The sequence below is a fragment of the Bradyrhizobium sp. SZCCHNS1050 genome (assembly GCF_032484785.1).
Taxonomy (GTDB): Bacteria; Pseudomonadota; Alphaproteobacteria; order Rhizobiales; family Xanthobacteraceae; genus Bradyrhizobium.
In genome coordinates this window covers 549,309-565,390 of record NZ_JAUETR010000001.1, presented here as the reverse complement: position 1 = coordinate 565,390, position 16,082 = coordinate 549,309, and the positions used below count along the sequence as shown (strand labels likewise).

General features: G+C 62.2%; 15 protein-coding genes. 9 read left to right on the top strand and 6 right to left on the bottom strand.

All coding sequences use genetic code 11. From position 1 onward, the window contains the following. Nucleotides 1-13: 13 nt before the first annotated feature. Both QX094_RS02545 and QX094_RS02540 read right to left on the bottom strand, forming a co-directional pair. Entirely contained in the window at nucleotides 14-520 is a 507-nt protein-coding gene (locus QX094_RS02545; RefSeq protein WP_315712946.1) for a phage holin family protein, read from the bottom strand. Beyond that, on the bottom strand, nucleotides 521-790 hold the full coding sequence (locus tag QX094_RS02540) for a hypothetical protein (protein ID WP_316169725.1): 270 nt from the start codon (nucleotides 788-790) through the stop codon (nucleotides 521-523). 161 nt (nucleotides 791-951) lie between these two features. Here QX094_RS02540 and QX094_RS02535 point away from each other — a divergent pair, with 161 nt between their 5' ends. The 3 genes from QX094_RS02535 to QX094_RS02525 are packed head-to-tail and all read left to right on the top strand — an operon-like array spanning nucleotide 952 to nucleotide 3,974. Next, a complete protein-coding gene (locus QX094_RS02535; protein ID WP_316169724.1) occupies nucleotides 952-2,088 on the top strand; it encodes an ABC transporter permease in 1,137 nt (378 codons plus the stop codon). A 2-nt stretch (nucleotides 2,089-2,090) separates the two neighbouring features. Continuing rightward, entirely contained in the window at nucleotides 2,091-2,870 is a 780-nt protein-coding gene (locus QX094_RS02530) for an ABC transporter ATP-binding protein (protein ID WP_315712944.1), read from the top strand. 3 nt (nucleotides 2,871-2,873) lie between these two features. Beyond that, nucleotides 2,874-3,974 carry an ABC-type transport auxiliary lipoprotein family protein gene (locus QX094_RS02525; RefSeq protein WP_316159259.1) on the top strand — a complete coding sequence of 367 codons (1,101 nt, stop codon included), beginning with the start codon at nucleotides 2,874-2,876 and terminating at the stop codon, nucleotides 3,972-3,974. 10 nt (nucleotides 3,975-3,984) lie between these two features. On the opposite strand, the gene QX094_RS02520 is transcribed toward QX094_RS02525, so the two are convergent. Next, nucleotides 3,985-4,302 carry a cytochrome c gene (locus QX094_RS02520; protein ID WP_315825125.1) on the bottom strand — a complete coding sequence of 106 codons (318 nt, stop codon included), beginning with the start codon at nucleotides 4,300-4,302 and terminating at the stop codon, nucleotides 3,985-3,987. Between the two features lie 138 nt (nucleotides 4,303-4,440). Here QX094_RS02520 and QX094_RS02515 point away from each other — a divergent pair, with 138 nt between their 5' ends. Then, on the top strand, nucleotides 4,441-5,154 hold the full coding sequence (locus QX094_RS02515) for a helix-turn-helix domain-containing protein (RefSeq protein WP_315712941.1): 714 nt from the start codon (nucleotides 4,441-4,443) through the stop codon (nucleotides 5,152-5,154). A 571-nt stretch (nucleotides 5,155-5,725) separates the two neighbouring features. Then, nucleotides 5,726-6,457: a Crp/Fnr family transcriptional regulator gene (locus QX094_RS02510; protein WP_315712940.1), complete on the top strand. Its 732-nt coding sequence runs from the start codon at nucleotides 5,726-5,728 to the stop codon at nucleotides 6,455-6,457. Nucleotides 6,458-6,482: 25 nt separating this feature from the next. On the opposite strand, the gene QX094_RS02505 is transcribed toward QX094_RS02510, so the two are convergent. The 3 genes from QX094_RS02505 to QX094_RS02495 form a co-directional block, all read right to left on the bottom strand. Further along, the gene (locus QX094_RS02505) at nucleotides 6,483-6,734 is read right to left on the bottom strand and encodes a TRAP transporter large permease subunit (RefSeq protein WP_316169723.1); all 252 of its coding nucleotides are present in this window, start codon (nucleotides 6,732-6,734) and stop codon (nucleotides 6,483-6,485) included. A gap of 206 nt (nucleotides 6,735-6,940) precedes the next feature. Next, on the bottom strand, nucleotides 6,941-7,939 hold the full coding sequence (locus QX094_RS02500) for a TRAP transporter substrate-binding protein (protein WP_315825123.1): 999 nt from the start codon (nucleotides 7,937-7,939) through the stop codon (nucleotides 6,941-6,943). 55 nt (nucleotides 7,940-7,994) lie between these two features. Further along, nucleotides 7,995-8,681, bottom strand: a complete 687-nt coding sequence (locus QX094_RS02495; RefSeq protein WP_315713634.1) for a GntR family transcriptional regulator — start codon at nucleotides 8,679-8,681, stop codon at nucleotides 7,995-7,997. A 361-nt stretch (nucleotides 8,682-9,042) separates the two neighbouring features. On the opposite strand from QX094_RS02495, the gene QX094_RS02490 reads away from it, so the two are divergent. The 4 genes from QX094_RS02490 to QX094_RS02475 all read left to right on the top strand — a co-directional run bounded on the left by QX094_RS02490 (nucleotide 9,043) and on the right by QX094_RS02475 (nucleotide 16,015). Then, entirely contained in the window at nucleotides 9,043-11,130 is a 2,088-nt protein-coding gene (locus tag QX094_RS02490; RefSeq protein WP_316169722.1) for a molybdopterin oxidoreductase family protein, read from the top strand. Between the two features lie 187 nt (nucleotides 11,131-11,317). After that, nucleotides 11,318-11,584, top strand: a complete 267-nt coding sequence (locus tag QX094_RS02485) for a hypothetical protein (RefSeq protein WP_315753528.1) — start codon at nucleotides 11,318-11,320, stop codon at nucleotides 11,582-11,584. Between the two features lie 268 nt (nucleotides 11,585-11,852). Continuing rightward, a complete protein-coding gene (locus tag QX094_RS02480) occupies nucleotides 11,853-15,278 on the top strand; it encodes an acyl-[ACP]--phospholipid O-acyltransferase (RefSeq protein WP_316169721.1) in 3,426 nt (1,141 codons plus the stop codon). Beyond that, complete coding sequence (locus QX094_RS02475) at nucleotides 15,278-16,015, top strand: esterase/lipase family protein (RefSeq protein ID WP_315753624.1); 738 nt, start codon at nucleotides 15,278-15,280, stop codon at nucleotides 16,013-16,015. The genes QX094_RS02480 and QX094_RS02475 overlap by 1 nt, the downstream gene beginning before the upstream one ends. Nucleotides 16,016-16,082 lie beyond the last annotated feature (67 nt).

Here is a 16,082-nt window from a genome sequence, read left to right as displayed (position 1 = left end):
CCGGTCCATCGGTTCAGGTCGGATGGTGGTCGTCATTGGACGGCGGACTCGCCGCCTCGCCTTCGGAAGCGCCATGCGAGCGGAGAGTTCTGATGATCATCGTCGCAATGGGAACGATGAGCAGCGGAATGAGGCTGTTGAGCGGATGGTTGACCACGCTCGAGATTCGGGACTGCAAAGCTCGTGCTTCCAATTGCAGCGAGTCCATCGCCGAGGAGTGAATCTCGTTGGCTAGTTCGAGTTCCCGGCCGGACGGTGCACGGGATGCGATGATCAGCAGGATCGCCGCAATCGCGATATTGCAGGCTCCGAGTGCCGCGGCTGCCACGACCGCGGAGGTGACCTGGACCAATGCAAGATAAGCCGCCAGCTCGAACATCAGGAGGCCAAAGACGGCGATCAGCGCCGCAAAGGCCCGGAGGCCAAGCCCGACGAGCAAGTGCCGAAGCCTGATGTCGGCAATGACCCGGTCCGTCCGCCAGAGAAGGCGTAAATGTTTAACGACATTTTCGGTATCCACTTAAGTTCTCCGCAGCAGGAGGCCAACGGCAAGCCCGAGGGCGAAGGCCGAAGCCGTCGCCACGATCGGACGATCCCTGATCATTCGTTCCACCTGAACGTCTGTCTCGCTTAGACGCATGTCTAGCGCCTCGATCGCTGCAGCGAGCATTCCGGCGGCTGGTTGCGCGTCCGGGTTGTCACGCGGCGTACCCGCGCCCCGCAACAGCTGGCTTAGCTCTCGCGTCAGGCTCTCCAGCTCGGTCCGGAGGGTCGTCGGGTCGATGGCCATGTTTTGTCCTTGCGTCAAAATCACTGTAGAACGTAGCTCGGCACGATGCTTGATTTCGCTCAACCCGTTGCGCTGACGGGATTGACGCAGATCAAGCGAGGCAGATCGGCGCGATTTAGGAACGGGTGTGCCTCGGCACGCCGACTGAGGGAGACATCCAATTGCGTGCTCATCCGGGACTGACCGCGGCGACGACGGAGGATGTGCTCGAGCTTCGTCCGAGCGGATCATGGGTGTCCCTGAACGTGGCAGAGCTCGAGAGCTTGACCAGCTCTGTCGGCAACAGCATCAACAGCGCGACCGCCGTGAAGCTCGATCTTGGGGCCGTCAGCGAAATCGATACCGTCGGTGCTTGGTTGCTTGAGAAGCTCGGCCGCCGGGCTGCTGCGGGCGATCGTCGGGTCGAGATGATCGGGGTAGCAGAAAACTACATCGGCCTCGTCGAGGAGGTCCGGCAGGTCAATCGACGAGTCGTCGAGCCGGCACCGAGACTGAACCCGATCCTCGCCAAACTCACCGACCTCGGTCGTTCGAGTCTGGGGGCCGCCCAGGACATCAAGGTGTTTCTGGACATGTTGGCCGCGCTGTTCTTTGCGCTGCTGCGCACGCTGCGCCGGCCTCAATCTCTGCGCGTGACCTCCCTCGTCTATCAGATGTACCGCATCGGGTGGCAGGCCATTCCAATCGTGGTGTTGATCACATTCCTGATCGGCGCCATCATCGCCCAGCAGGGGATCTTCCATTTTCGACGTTTCGGTGCCGAGTCTTACGTCGTCGACATGGTCGGAATTCTGGTCCTGCGCGAGCTTGGCGTTCTGATCGTCGCGATCATGGTGGCAGGGCGGTCGGGAAGCGCCTACACGGCCGAGCTTGGATCGATGAAGATGCGCGAGGAGATCGACGCGCTGGTGACGATGGGACTTGACCCTGTCGAGGTGCTGATTCTGCCCCGTATCGTTGCGTTGATCTTGACCTTGCCAATTCTCGCCTTCATCGGCTCGATGGCTGGCCTGTATGGAGGAGGGCTGGTGGCCCAGCTCTATGGCGGGATGGGACCGGCAATCTTCATCGCCCGGCTACACGATGCCATCTCGGTGACGCACTTCGAAGTGGGAATATTGAAGGCGCCGTTCATGGCCCTGGTGATCGGCATTGTTGCCTGCAGTGAGGGACTTCGTGTGAAAGGTAGTGCCGAATCGCTGGGGCAACAGACTACGACATCCGTGGTGAAATCCATTTTCCTGGTCATCGTGCTCGATGGTCTTTTCGCCGTGTTTTTTGCGTCCATTGGAATGTAGCGATGGATGATCTTGGCGTGTCCAGCGCGATCCGCGTGACCGATCTCGTTGTCGGGTTCGGCCGGCAGCTCGTTCTGAACAATCTTTCGCTCGACGTTCGTCGCGGTGAGATTCTCGGGTTGGTTGGCGCGTCAGGCGGCGGAAAATCCGTCCTGATGCGGACGATCATCGGACTCATTCCTCGGCGCAGCGGGACCATTGAGGTCATGGGGACAACCGTTGGGGGCGCCGAGGAGCGGACGACGCAGGCTGCAGCGAAGCGCTGGGGAATTCTGTTTCAGCAGGGTGCTCTGTTCTCGTCACTGACGGTCAAACAGAACGTACAGTTTCCGCTGCGCGAGAGCCTGCAGATGTCGCAGGAGTTGATGGATGAGATCGCGATAGCCAAGCTCGAAATGGTCGGCCTTCGCGCAGAGGACGGTGATAAATTCCCAGCCGAGCTATCCGGCGGCATGACGAAGCGCGCCGCGCTGGCGCGCGCCCTCGCTCTCGATCCGGCGATCGTATTTCTTGATGAGCCGACCTCCGGCCTCGATCCGATCTCCGCCGGCGACTTCGACGCCCTGATCAAGACGCTCCAGCTGACGTTGGGATTGACGGTGTTCATGGTGACCCATGACCTCGCCAGCCTCAACACGGTCTGCGACCGTGTCGCTGCGTTGGCCGATGGCAGGATCGTGGCGATTGGTCCTATGAGCGACCTCCTCCGATCAGAACATCCATGGGTCAAAGCCTATTTTCACGGCAAGCGATCCCAGATGCTGCAACCAAAAGCGAGTTGAAAGATGGAAACCCGTGCGCCCTTCGCTGTCATCGGCGGCTTCGTGCTGGCGGCCATCGTCGCGATCTTTGGCTTCGTTTACTGGCTCAACAACACCGGAGGACTCGGGCCTCGCACGACCTATCACGTGCAGTTCGAGGGCTCGGTGCCCGGCCTGCTGGTCGGGGCTGCCGTTCTGTTCAACGGAATCCGGGTCGGCGAGGTGACTGAGCTCGGTCTGGCGCCGAACGATCCGCGTCGGGTCAACGCAACGATTTCCGTGGCGTCGACGACCCCGGTGCGCGCCGACACCAAAGTAGGGTTGGAATTTCAGGGGCTGACCGGAGTGCCGGTGATCGCGCTGGAGGGCGGCGCGTCTGCAGGAGCGGCGAGTGCCGTATCGACCTTGATTGCAGAACCAGGCGCCGGACAAAGCATGACGCAGGCCGCCCGGGACGCCCTGCGGCGTGTCGACGCAGTTCTTGCGGAGAATGCCGGGCCGCTCAAAGATACGATCGCTAACCTCAAGACATTCTCGGACGGCCTCGCGCGGAATACCGGCAAGCTCGATGGAATCGTCTCGGGTCTGGAGAAAATGACGGGAGGCGGTGCTCCAGCACAGAAAGTCACCTATGATCTGAGCGCGCCAAGAGAACTGGGGCCGGTCAACAAGACCATCAAGGGTCAGCTCTCGATACCTGAGCCCACGGCCGTGGCGATGCTGCAGACTCAGCGCATGCTGTTCACGCCCACAAAGGACTACCCCGGGTTCGGTGATTTCCTGTGGGCTGACAGCATCCCCAAGTTGTTGCAATCACGTCTGATCGATGCCTTCGAGAACTACGATGTGGCCCACGCTCCGCTGCGGACATCCGATCTGGGCCAGCCGGATTTTCAGCTGCTGATCGATGTCCGCCGTTTCCGGATCAATGGCGATACCGCCGCGGTGGAAATTGGCCTGTCGGCTCGCCTCGTCGACAAGAACGGCAAGGCCATCGCGTCTCGGCTGTTTGGCGAAAGCCAGCCCGTTGCCCGGCTTGATCCTGCTGATGCCGTGTCCGCCTTCGATGAGGCCTTCGGCCGGATTGCCAAATCGATTCTGACCTGGACGATACAGGCGCTCTGAATCGATCGGGCTATTCCAAGCTCTTCAAATACGAGAGCAGATCGTGGATCTGCGGCGGCGCAAGCTGGAATTGGGGCATGGCCGGGTGACCAGTCATGATCCCCTCCGCGAGCGCTTCGCCCAAAGATTCGATCGGGTAGCGGAGATGGAGGCTTCGGAACGGAGGAGCCGGTTCGAACGGGCTATCTCCCGTTCGACCAATGGCGTGGCATCGTGCGCAGTGGGCCTTCGCGAAAGCCTGTCCGCGTTGCTGCGCCGTCGACGTCGCGTATGACGGGGTCGCCAACGCAATCGCGGCGAGAAGGTGGCACAGAACAAGCCGCTGCATTCACGATATCCATTGGTTGGGAGTGGCGGCCACGATAGGGCCCGGATTGTTGGTTCGTTTGATTTGAATCAATCGGAACTTCGAGCGTCCGTTAGAATGCAATCATTCTCTTTGCGCTTGGCCCACCGGAGCCCCCGTATGAAGACGTCTCTTGTTGCAATCGATTTCCACGGGCAGGCCTGTGCCGATTGTGCCGTGCGGGGATTCAGTGTCTGTGCGTCGCTCGACCAGTTCGAAATGCGCGAATTCGAGCACCTCAGCCGCCGAGCGCATTTTGCGACCTGCGAGACGGTTTTCGCGCAGGAAGACACGTCGTCCTGCTTCTACAATTTATTGGATGGGGTAATGAGGCTCTACAAGCTTCTCCCCGACGGACGCAGGCAGATCGTCGGATTTGCGCTCCCCGGTGACTTCGTCGGCATGACGACGGAGGAACGGCACGGATTTTCGGCTGACGCGATCGGTCCCGTCACCGTCTGCCAGTTCGCGAAGGGACCGTTCGGACGCTTTGCCGAGGACAAGCCGAATCTGCTGCGCCGGATGAACGAACTGGCCGTGCAGGAGCTGAATCAGGCGCGTGATCACATGGTACTTCTTGGGCGCCGATCAGCCGAGGAGAAGGTCGCGACATTCCTCGTTGGCTGGAGGGATCGGCTGGTGGAGCTTCGGGGGCCCTCTAACATGGTACCGTTGCCGATGAGTCGGCAGGATATCGCTGACTATCTCGGGCTCACCATCGAGACCGTCAGTCGAACGTTCACGAAGCTCGAACGGGAGGGCATCATCGCGATCCTGCCCGGGGGCGTCTCGCTTCGGGACTCGGCACGAGCCGAAGCAATGGCTGCTGCCTGACATCGTTGGCGAAATCCGCATTGCATTGATCTGGATCAAGGACTGTCGCGCAGCCGGTAGGGAACTGTATCTCAAACTCGAACAGGGGAGAGAGACATGCCGCTCGACGCTATGTTGGTCAGCTTTGCAGTTGTGGGGGTCTTTGTCGGGTTCGCCGCGGTCCTGCTTTGGGCTGATTCACAGACAAGGCATCGGGTGTGAGGTACAGGCTGCCCTTGGACTGCGGCATCTTGCGCTCAGAAGAGTAGCGCTGCTGGTCCGACGGGGCGGCTGGACGATTCCCACGCGCTGCACAATGTATGCCGGGCCCGTATCTGCGGCGGAAACGCCTCCGGCGTCGATTGGCACATGGCTTTGCCGTTGAGCGTTCGCCGCATTTTCCTGGACAATCCGCCGATCTGCCGTATTCCGAGGTGCAATGAAATCGAGGATCGGTGGTCGCAAGTCTGAGGGATCGTCTTTGCTGGTGGCTGTAGGCGTGTCCATAGTCCCCTGACATTCGCGGGGCTTTGGCCACCGGCTTTGGACCTCTCCCTTGGGCGGCGGTATTCGGACGCCTGGGAGATGCGGTGTGGCTGAGGAAAAGCGGGCGAGCGTCCGACCTACCAACAACGGCAAGCTGTCGGTGCTGCGTCAGCATCCGATTTTTCGTGAACTCGAGGCTGATGCGGTCGATCAGCTCTGCCGCTACGCCAAGCCGACATCGCTCAAGCGCGGTGCAACCATCTTCTCAAAAGGCGATCCCGGCTCGAGCTTGTATGCCGTGATCAGTGGCACCGTCAAAATCAGTGTCTCGTCGCCCGACGGCCGCAATGCTATCCTGAACCTGATCAGCGCCGGCGAGATATTCGGCGAAGTCGCCGTGCTCGACGGACGAGAACGTACAGCCGATGCAACGGCCAATACGAACTGCGAGATCCTGGTCATCGATCGGCGCGAATTCCTGCCGTTCGTAAAGAGCCAGCCGGTGCTGGCAATGAAGTTCATCGAGCTGCTTTGCGATCGGCTGCGCTGGACCAGCGACCAGGTCGAGCAGGTCATCCTTCAGGATCTTCCCCGCCGCCTTGCCAGTGCGCTGCTCGGCCTGACCGACAAGCGCAAGCTGGATGCCGCGAGCCGCACCATTGCCATCACGCAGCAGGAGATCAGCGAAATGGTCGGCATGACGCGGGAGAGCATCAACAAGCAGTTGCGTGCATGGGCCGCGCGGGACTGGGTCCGCCTCGAGCACGGGGCGATCGTGCTTCTGAACCCCGAGCCGCTACGCGGATTGGCGGAGGCTGGTCAAGACGAAGACGAGTAGGGGCGGCGAGGCATTTTCCGGCGTCCTACCTAGCCGATGATGGCCGTATCTCGCCGGCGGCGAGCTGGATTTCGGGGGGGCGGCGGACGACCAAATCCTTGGCCGGACCCGCTGGCCGTGGGGGATGGCCCTCGCGATAGGCGATCACGATGCAGAGCAGGATCAGCGAGAAGCCGAGCAGCGGCCCCGGGAATACACCCGCCATGAACAGCGCGCTGATCGAGATCGTCCCGCCGGTCGCGAGCGCGTGAAGGACGGCGTTAGGGCTTGGTGGCACCAGCACAACAGGACGGCCATCGCCTCGGGCCAGGAAGCGGCGCCGTTCAGGACGTAGCGGGTGAAGACCGCCCAAGGGATGACGGCTGAGATCAGCACGAGCGCCGTTACGCCCACGATGACGCAAGCGGGATACAGTGCATCCATCGCCCGGCGATAGAGTCCGGCCATCGTAAGCCTCCTGATCGTCCGAACCGAGCGTGCGGTCTATGCGATGTCCTGAATGCGCTTGATCATTTCTTGGTACTTCGGACCGTATTTGTCCCAGACCGGCTTCACGGCCTTCTGGAACGGCGCCTTGTTGGCGATTTCGACGATCTCGGAGCCACCGGCCTTGGCCTTCTCAATCGCTTCCCGCTCGTAGGCCTTCCAGAGTTCGCGCTCCTCCATCTGCGCTTCGCGCGCGAACTTCTTGATCAAGGTCTGGTCGTCGGTCGACAGGTTTGCCCAGGACCGCTTCGAGAATACGAGGATTTCCGGAATGACGAGATGCTGGGTGAGCGAATAGTACTTCGCGGCCGTGTAATGATTGCTGGAGACGTAGCTCGGCGGATTGTTTTCGGCCCCGTCGATCACGCCGGTCTGCAGCGCGCTGAAGACCTGATCGTAGCCCATCGCGACGCCGTTGCCGCCGAGCGCGTTCATCATGTCGATGAAGATGGGATTGCCGATCACGCGGATCTTGAGCCCCTTGACGTCCTCGACCGTCCTGATGGGCTTCTTGGTGTTGTAGATGCTGCGCGCGCCAGAATTCATCCAGCAGAGTGCGACGAGATTTGCGCTGGCATTGGCGCTGACGCGGTCCAGAAGGTCCTGACCGATCGGACCGTCCATCATCTTTTCAGAATGTTCGATGCTCTTGAACAGGAAGGGCATGTTGACGACGTTGACGTCGTCGACGATCGGGCCGAGCGCGCCGGCGCTGACCCGCAGTATCTGGATCGCCCCGATCTGGGTCTGCTCGATAGTCTCTTTCTCGCCGCCGAGCTGAGCGGAGGGATACATCTGGATCAACAGCCTGCCGTTGGTTGCCGCTGCAAGCTTCTTGCCGAGGTTTTCTGTTGCTGCAACCGTCGGATAACCCGGCGGCTGAACGTCGGATGCCTTGAACACCGCCTTCGATTGCGCAAGGGCGGCCGAGATCGGCGGCAGCGTTGCAACGCCCGCAAAGCCCACGCTCAGTCTGATGAAATCGCGTCTTTTCATGGCGTCTCTCCGACGGAATGATCGTGTCGCCGCAAGGTTCGATGCGATCATCTCGTTAGCCTGGTTGATCGAAATACTCTGGATTCTTGGTCTGAATTTCAGAGATGTCGTCGAGCAGGCGTTCCAGATGACTCGCCATGGCAGCCCTGGCACGATCCGGATCGCGCCGTTCGATGGCCTGGAGAATTGGTTCGTGCTCTGCGATCACTTCGGCCATCCGTCCGATCTGCGGCAGGGTCAGTCGACGATAGCGGTCGACGTGAACCTTGACCTGAACGATCAGCTTCCAGATCCCGGGATAGCCGGCGACCTCGGCGATGCCAGCGTGAAACATCTCGTCCGCCTGGTGGAAGGCTTCGCGATCCTTTGCGGCGCAGGCCTCGCGCTGACGTTCGAGGGTCGCATGCAGGTTGAGCAACTGGCTCGATGTCGCATGCTCGGCCGCCATCCGTGCGGTCGTCTCTTCGAGAGACTTTCGGATGATGATGGTCTCGGGGAGTGCTGCGACCGGAATGCGCGAGACGAAGATGCCGGACTGCGGAAAGATCTCGACCAGCCCTTCGTCCGCGAGTTTCAGAATGGCCTCGCGGACCGGTGTCCTGCTGACGCCATAGGCCGTCGCGATCTGCGCTTCCGAAATCGGTTCGCCCGGCAGGCGCACGAGCGACACGAGTTCGGACCTGAGATCGGTGTAGATGCGTGACGCTGCTGTCGCGCCGCGGGGGCGACCATTGCGGCGCATGCGGGCGACCACGGGCCGTGGCGCTGCGGCCAATTTCCTCGGGGGTCGACCGGACATCTTCGTTTCCTCAGCTGATATATTAATATATGAAACTGGCTTTGCAATCGAAATTGCCGTCAGCTGAGGACTCGCGATGGTGCACTGCGCTGTACGCAGGCAGCAACCACGAGCACGCGACAGAGCCTATCGTCTTTTCTTGCCGTCTTCATCTCGCTCCTAACGCCGGATCGGCCGTTGTCGGCGGCGACTTGTCCACATCCAGAAGCAAATCTGCGGTGGAGCAGACATGCACGAATCTCGTTCGTGCGAATGCCTCGCGAATGCTCTCGGCGGATGCATTCTTTGATGCTACCAATCGGGCATGAACCAGCAGACTCGGGTCGATATCCGCCATTCTACCTGCCCGCACGATTGTCCGTCGGCCTGCGCGCTCGACGTCGAAGTGCTCGATCGGAAGACGATCGGCCGCGTTCGCGGCTCGAAACGGCAGACCTATACGGCTGGCGTGGTTTGCGCCAAGGTCGCGAGATATGCCGAGCGGATTCATCATCCTGAAAGGCTGATGCATCCGATGCGTCGCATCGGTCCGAAAGGCTCAGGGCAATTCGCACGCATCTCCTGGGACGAGGCATTGGACGAGATCGCGGAGCGATTTCTCCAGGCGGAGCGCGACTTTGGCGCTCAGTCGGTCTGGCCGTATTATTACGCGGGCACGATGGGGCTCGTGATGCGCGATGGCCTCAATCGTCTCACCCATGTGAAGAAGTATTCGCGCTTCTACTCGACGATCTGCGCCAATGTCGCGCGTATCGGCTTTGCCATCGGCACTGGGAAGATCGCCGGCGTCGATCCGCGGGAGATGGCGCTCTCGGACCTGGTCGTGATTTGGGGCACGAACCCGGTGAACACGCAGGTCAATGTCATGACTCATGCCGCGCGCGCCCGAAAAGAGCGGGCCGCCAAGATCGCGGCGATCGATGTCTACGACAATGAGACGATGAAGCAGGCCGACATCAAGATCATCCTGCGCCCGGGCACCGACGGCGCCTTTGCCTGCGGCGTGATGCACGTGCTGTTTCGCGATGGCTTTGCCGACCGCGCCTATATGGAGAAGTACACGGACTGTCCTGCGGAACTCGAAGCGCATCTGCAGACGCGGACGCCGCAATGGGCATCGCAGATTTCTGGCGTTCCCGTGGCCGAGATCGAGGCGTTCGCCCGTCTGGTCGGCGAGACGAAGCGGACCTTCTTCCGACTGGGTTATGGCTTCACCCGCAGCAGGAACGGCGCGACGCAGATGCATGCGGCATCCTGCATTCCCGCGGTGACGGGCGCCTGGCAATACGAAGGAGGCGGTGCCTTCTTCAACAACGCGGCGCTGTGGCATTTCGACGAGTCCATCATCGAGGGCCACGACGCCGTGGATCATTCCACTCGCTTTCTCGATCAGTCCCAGATCGGGCGCATCCTGACGGGAGACGCGGTGGCCCTCTGTGGCGGCCCGCCAGTCAAGGCGATGCTGATCCAGAACACCAATCCGATGACGGTGGCACCCGAGCAGGAGCTGGTTCGCAACGGATTTGCGCGCGAAGACCTTTTCGTCGCCGTCCACGAGCAGTTCATGACCGAGACGGCGCAGATGGCGGACATCGTGCTGCCCGCCACGATGTTCATGGAGCATGACGATCTCTATTACGGCGGCGGCCATCAGCACATTTCGGTCGGACCGAAGCTGATCGACCCGCCCGGCGAGTGCCGGTCCAATCATGAGGTGCTGCAGGGCCTGGCGCGCCGGTTGCGGGCGGTGCATCCGGGCTTCGAGATGTCGCCGCGCGAGTTGATCGATGCGACGTTGAAGAAGAGCGGCCATGGCGATATCGCCGGGCTCGAGGCCGATGTCTGGCGTGACCTTCAGCCGGACTTTCGCACCTCGCACTATCTCGACGGTTTCGCGCACAGGGACGGTAAATTCCACTTCAAGGCCGACTGGGCTCATCCGCCATTCGGCCGCGTCATGGGCAATCCGGAGCGCATGCCGTCATTGCCCGACCATTGGGCGGTGACCGAAGAGGTCGATCAGCAGCATCCGTTCCGGCTTGCGACAAGTCCGGCTCGCTCGTTCCTCAACACCTCCTTCAACGAGACGCCATCGTCGCAGGCGCGGGAAGGGGGCCCCTCCGTCATGATCCATCCACTGGATGCAGCCCCGCTCGGCATTGTCGACGGCGACATCGTCACGCTCGGCAATGAGCGCGGACAGACCTCGCTTGCCGCCCGGCTGTTCGACGGAGTTCAACGCGGGGTGCTGATCGCCGAATCGATCCATCCCAATCGCGCCCATATCGGTGGACGGGGCATCAATGTGCTCACCGCAGCCGACACCGTCGCTCCGATCGGGGGCGCTGCCTTCCACGACAACAAGGTCTGGCTGCGCAAATCGGCGGGCTGACCAGCTCGGCAAAAGCCGAGTTATCAACATCCCTTTTGATTCCAAGGCGTTATTCACCTCTCACGCCTAGGAGCGGGCCGTTCACAGGATTATTTTACCTTTATCGGGCCTCTTGCATTCCCCGCTTGAGCGTCGCTCAAATTTGTTGTAAGCATTTTGAGCAACGCTCAAAACGTGGAGAAGTCCCATGCAGGTTCTCAGCTCTCGCGCTCCGCAACTTTTTTCGATCAATCCCATGGTGATGCTGAACGGTCTGGCGCGGTCCGCGTCTCACCTTTTGACGGCGCGCGTCGAGCGCATCGCAAATGCCTGTGATGTTGCCGGTCTGCTCGCTGCGCGACGAGCGAGGCGGCTGGCCGGACAACGTCTTTTTCGTGCCGCCGGGCGCGAAGGGCGCCGGCTTCGCCGTGGCGGCCTATTCGGCTGCTTCCGCTACCTGAGCGAACTGACCTGACCTTGTCTCGAATCCCCATCTCAGGCGCAACGAAGCGGTCACCATGTCCTTGCGTTCCATACATCCCCTCCAGCTCCTACAGGTCTGGATAAGCCTTTTGCACACGACCTACGCGCTACTCTTCGTGCTGGTCGGCGACCAACAGCAGAACGCGAAACCGCATGACCGCGTCTAACGGGATGCATCACCGGCACCACCTCATTTCATCACCAACCAAGGCTCTTGCGGTCCTTGCGGCCAAGCCGCTGCAGCACACCAGGAATCGATCATGATCAAGCAGTTGATGTCGTCGCGTCGTTTTGCCCCGCTGTTCTGGGCCCAATTCTCCTCGGCGCTGAACGACAACATTCTGAAGAATGCGCTGGTCATCATGCTGCTCTACGGCGCCGTGGCAACGCATGGCGACGCGCTTGTGACCGTGGCGGGCGCCGTCTTCATCTTCCCATTCTTCATCCTGTCCGGGCTCGGCGGCGAGCTGGCGGATCGATACGTCAAGGGAATCGTGGCGCGCCGGCTCAAGTTCGCGGAAATCTTCGCCGCAGGCTTCGCGGCGCTGGGCTTCTTTCTGCATTCGATCCCGCTTCTGTTCGTCGCCCTCGGCATGTTCGGTGTCATCGCCGCGCTGTTCGGCCCCGTGAAATACGCCATGCTGCCGGATCAACTGACGGTCGGTGAACTTGCTACTGGCAACGCGCTGGTAGAAGGTGCGACCTTCATGGCCATCCTGATCGGCACCATCGCCGGCGGCCAGCTCGTCTCCGGCTCGTCGCATATGGGATGGGTCGCTCTCGCCGTCATCGGCCTCGCGGTGATCTCCTGGGCTTCGGCGTCGCGCATTCCGCACACTTCGCCGTCGGCACCGGATCTGCGCATCACGGCCAACCCTTGGACATCGACCTCGCACCTTCTGAAGTCGTTGCATGCCATGCCCCGGCTGTGGGACGGCATGGTGATCGTGTCGTGGTTCTGGCTGGTCGGCGCCGTCGTGCTGTCGCTGCTGCCCGCGCTGGTCAAGGATGTCGTCGGCGGCACCGAGGGGGTGGTCACCTTGTGCCTCGCCGTCTTCGCGATCGGCATCGCCATCGGCTCGCTGTTCGCGGCGCATCTCAGCCACGTCAGGCCGAATCTCGCGCTGGTGCCGATCGGCGCAATCCTCATGGGCGTGCTCGGTCTCGATCTGTCCTGGACGATCGGGACGACAGCGACCGCGAAGGACCTCTCGCCGCTCGCCTTCGTCGGCTCCTGGGCGGGAGCGCGCATGCTGATTGATTTCGCGGTGTTCGCCTTTGGTGGCGGCCTGTTCGTGGTTCCTGCCTTCGCCGCGGTGCAGGCCTGGTCGGAGCCGACTGAGCGCGCCCGGGTCATCGCTGCCGGCAACGTGCTGCAGGCAGCCTTCATGGTGGTCGGCTCGCTGGGCGTGGCCGGTCTGCAGGCCGCAGGCCTCTCGATCGCCTGGATCTTCTTCGGTCTGGCTTTGGCGAGCTTCGGCGCCGTTTGGTTCGTGCTCAACAAATGGGGCAGGGAGGGCGTGCGCGACTTCGGCGCGATGCTGTTCCGCGCGCTGTTCCGCACTGAGGTGCGTGGGCTGGAGAACCTGCCGCCGGCCGGCACCCGCATGCTGATCGCGCCGAACCATGTCAGCCTGATCGACGGTCCGCTGCTCCACGCGGTGCTGCCGATCGATGCCACCTTTGCCGTCGACACCGGGATCTCCAAGGCCTGGTGGGCGAAGGTCTTCCTGAAACTTGTAAGCCACATCACGATTGACCCGACCAAGCCGCTCGGTGCTCGCGATCTGATCAAGCTGGTCGCCAGCCAGGAACCGGTGGTGATCTTCCCAGAGGGCCGCATCACGGTGTCGGGCTCGCTGATGAAGGTCTATGACGGCACCGCGATGATCGCCGACAAGGCCGACGCCGTCGTGGTGCCGATCCGCATCGAGGGCGCGCAGCGCTCGCATCTCAGCTATCTCAAGGATGGCCAAATCAAGCGCTCGTGGTTTCCCAAGGTGACGGTGACGATCCTGCCGCCGGTGAAGCTCACCATCGATGCGGCTCTCAAGGGCAAGACCCGCCGCAATGCAGCTGGCGCTGCGCTGCAGGACGTGATGATCGAAGCCATGGTGAAGAACGCAATGCTGGATCGAACGCTGTTCGAGGCGCTCGCCCATGCCCATCGCGACCACGACACCGGCAAGGTGATGATCGAGGATCCGCTCGGCACCAAGCTGACCTATCGCAAGCTGCTGCTGGGCTCGCAGGTGCTCAGCCGCAAGCTCGAGCAGGGCACGATGGTGGGCGAGAACATCGGCCTGTTGCTGCCGAACTCCGCCGGCGTCGCCGTGGTCTTCATGGCGCTGCAGTCGATCGGCCGCGTGCCGGCCATGCTGAACTTCTCCGCCGGCCCGGTGAACGTGCTGGCGGCGATGAAGGCGGCGCAGGTCACGACCGTTCTGACGTCGCGGGCCTTCATCGAGAAGGGCAAGCTCGACAAGCTGATCGCGGCGATCGAGGGGCAGGCCCGTCTGGTCTATCTCGAGGACGTCAAGGCCTCGGTCAGCCTGGCCGACAAGATCAAGGGAATGATCGACGGCACCAGGCCGCGCGTCGCCCGCAATGCCGACCACCCCGCCGTGATTCTGTTCACGTCCGGCTCCGAAGGCACGCCAAAGGGCGTCGTCCTGTCCCATCGCAACATTCTCGCGAACGCCGCCCAGGCATTGGCGAGGGTCGATGCCAACGCTAACGATCTTGTGTTCAATGTTTTGCCGGTGTTCCACTCCTTCGGCCTCACCGGCGGCATGATGATGCCCATGTTGGCGGGCATTCCGATCTATATGTACCCGTCGCCGCTGCATTACCGGATCGTGCCCGAACTGATCTATCAGACTGGCGCCACGATCTTGTTCGGCACCGACACCTTCCTGACTGGTTACGCACGCTCCGCTCATGCCTATGATTTCCGCACGCTGCGGCTGGTCATCGCCGGCGCCGAGCCGGTCAAGGATCGGACACGGCAGATCTACATGGAGCGTTATGGCATCCGCCTGCTCGAAGGCTATGGCGTCACCGAGACCGCGCCGGTGCTGGCGATGAACACGCCGATGGCCAACCGGGTCGGCACCGTCGGGCGCCTGTCGCCGCTGATGGAGTACCGGCTCGACAAGGTGCCGGGCATCGAGGAGGGCGGGCGGCTTTCGGTCCGGGGGCCCAATGTCATGCTCGGCTATGTCAGGGCCGAAAATCCCGGCGTGCTCGAGGCGCTGCCGGAGGGCTGGCACGACACCGGCGACATCGTCACCATCGACGCGCAGGGCTTCATCACGATCAAGGGCCGCGCCAAGCGCTTTGCCAAGATCGCCGGTGAGATGGTGTCGCTGACGGTGGTCGAGCAGATCGCCGCGACCTTGTGGCCGCAGGCGGCTTCGGTCGCGGTGTCGATCCCCGATCAGCGCAAGGGCGAGCGCATCGTGCTGATCACGACGCAGAAGGATGCCGAACGCTCCGCGATGCAGCGCCAGGCCAAAGGCCAAGGTGCGCCGGAGCTTGCGGTGCCGGCCGTCGTGATGGTGGTCGACAAGATCCCGCTGCTCGGTTCCGGCAAGACCGACTATGTCGGCGCCAAGGCACTTGCCGAGGCGAGTGCGGCAACCGCTACGACGGAGCGCGAGCCGGAGGAGCGGGAAGTCGCGTGATCGCATCGCTGCGCCGGCGTTCTCAGCACAGTGGCCCCCGCGGCGCGGGGGTTGTGCTGCTGCATGGCATCGCCGGCCGATCATTGATGCTGCGTCCACTGGAAAAGCGGTTGCAGCGCGCAGGTTTTGCGACGCTGAACCTCGACTATGAAAGCCGCAAGAAACCGCTCGAGTTTCTTGCCGACGACATCCGCCCGGCGATCGCCGATTTCACAGCCAGGATCGACGGTCCGATCCACTTCGTCACCCACTCGATGGGCGGGCTGCTGGCACGGGTCGCGATTGCGAAGCATCGGCCGGCGCGGCTCGGCCGTGTCGTCATGTTGGGAACGCCCAATGGCGGCAGCGAGCTTGCCGACCGGCTGCAGAACGTCGGGCTCTATCGCGCTTATTTCGGTCCAGCCGGCCTGCAATTGGTGACCACGAAGGACGTCACGCTCGCCTCTCTGCCACCCGCCGACTACGAGATCGGCGTGATCGCCGGCAACCGCTTCCTCGATCCGATCGCCGGGCTGTTCCTGCTGCCGTGGCCGAACGACGGCCGCGTCTCCGTCGAGAGCTGCAAGCTCGCCGGGATGACGGACCACACCACCATCAAGGCGTCGCACATGGGCCTGCTGGTGCATCCGACGTCGTTCCGGCAGACCATCGCGTTCCTGCGCACTGGCCAGTTCGAGCCGGTGCGTCCGCTGCTGCACGGGGTCATCGCCGAGATCGGCCGCCGCGCGGCCTCTTGACGCAAGTTTTCCTTGCCCGCGGCAGCTATCCCGCGACAATCTCGCATCCGACATCAAGCGACAGGCA

What these genes read in the sequence shown, in the direction of transcription:
- QX094_RS02540 (WP_316169725.1), bottom strand. Translation starts at nt 790, where the DNA reads ATGGCCATCGACCCGACGACCCTCCGGACCGAGCTGGAGAGCCTGACG.
- QX094_RS02530 (WP_315712944.1), top strand. Translation starts at nt 2,091, where the DNA reads ATGGATGATCTTGGCGTGTCCAGCGCGATCCGCGTGACCGATCTCGTT.
- QX094_RS02525 (WP_316159259.1), top strand. Translation starts at nt 2,874, where the DNA reads ATGGAAACCCGTGCGCCCTTCGCTGTCATCGGCGGCTTCGTGCTGGCG.
- QX094_RS02520 (WP_315825125.1), bottom strand. Translation starts at nt 4,302, where the DNA reads ATGCAGCGGCTTGTTCTGTGCCACCTTCTCGCCGCGATTGCGTTGGCG.
- QX094_RS02515 (WP_315712941.1), top strand. Translation starts at nt 4,441, where the DNA reads ATGAAGACGTCTCTTGTTGCAATCGATTTCCACGGGCAGGCCTGTGCC.
- QX094_RS02500 (WP_315825123.1), bottom strand. Translation starts at nt 7,939, where the DNA reads ATGAAAAGACGCGATTTCATCAGACTGAGCGTGGGCTTTGCGGGCGTT.
- QX094_RS02495 (WP_315713634.1), bottom strand. Translation starts at nt 8,681, where the DNA reads ATGCGCCGCAATGGTCGCCCCCGCGGCGCGACAGCAGCGTCACGCATC.
- QX094_RS02490 (WP_316169722.1), top strand. Translation starts at nt 9,043, where the DNA reads ATGAACCAGCAGACTCGGGTCGATATCCGCCATTCTACCTGCCCGCAC.
- QX094_RS02485 (WP_315753528.1), top strand. Translation starts at nt 11,318, where the DNA reads ATGCAGGTTCTCAGCTCTCGCGCTCCGCAACTTTTTTCGATCAATCCC.
- QX094_RS02480 (WP_316169721.1), top strand. Translation starts at nt 11,853, where the DNA reads ATGATCAAGCAGTTGATGTCGTCGCGTCGTTTTGCCCCGCTGTTCTGG.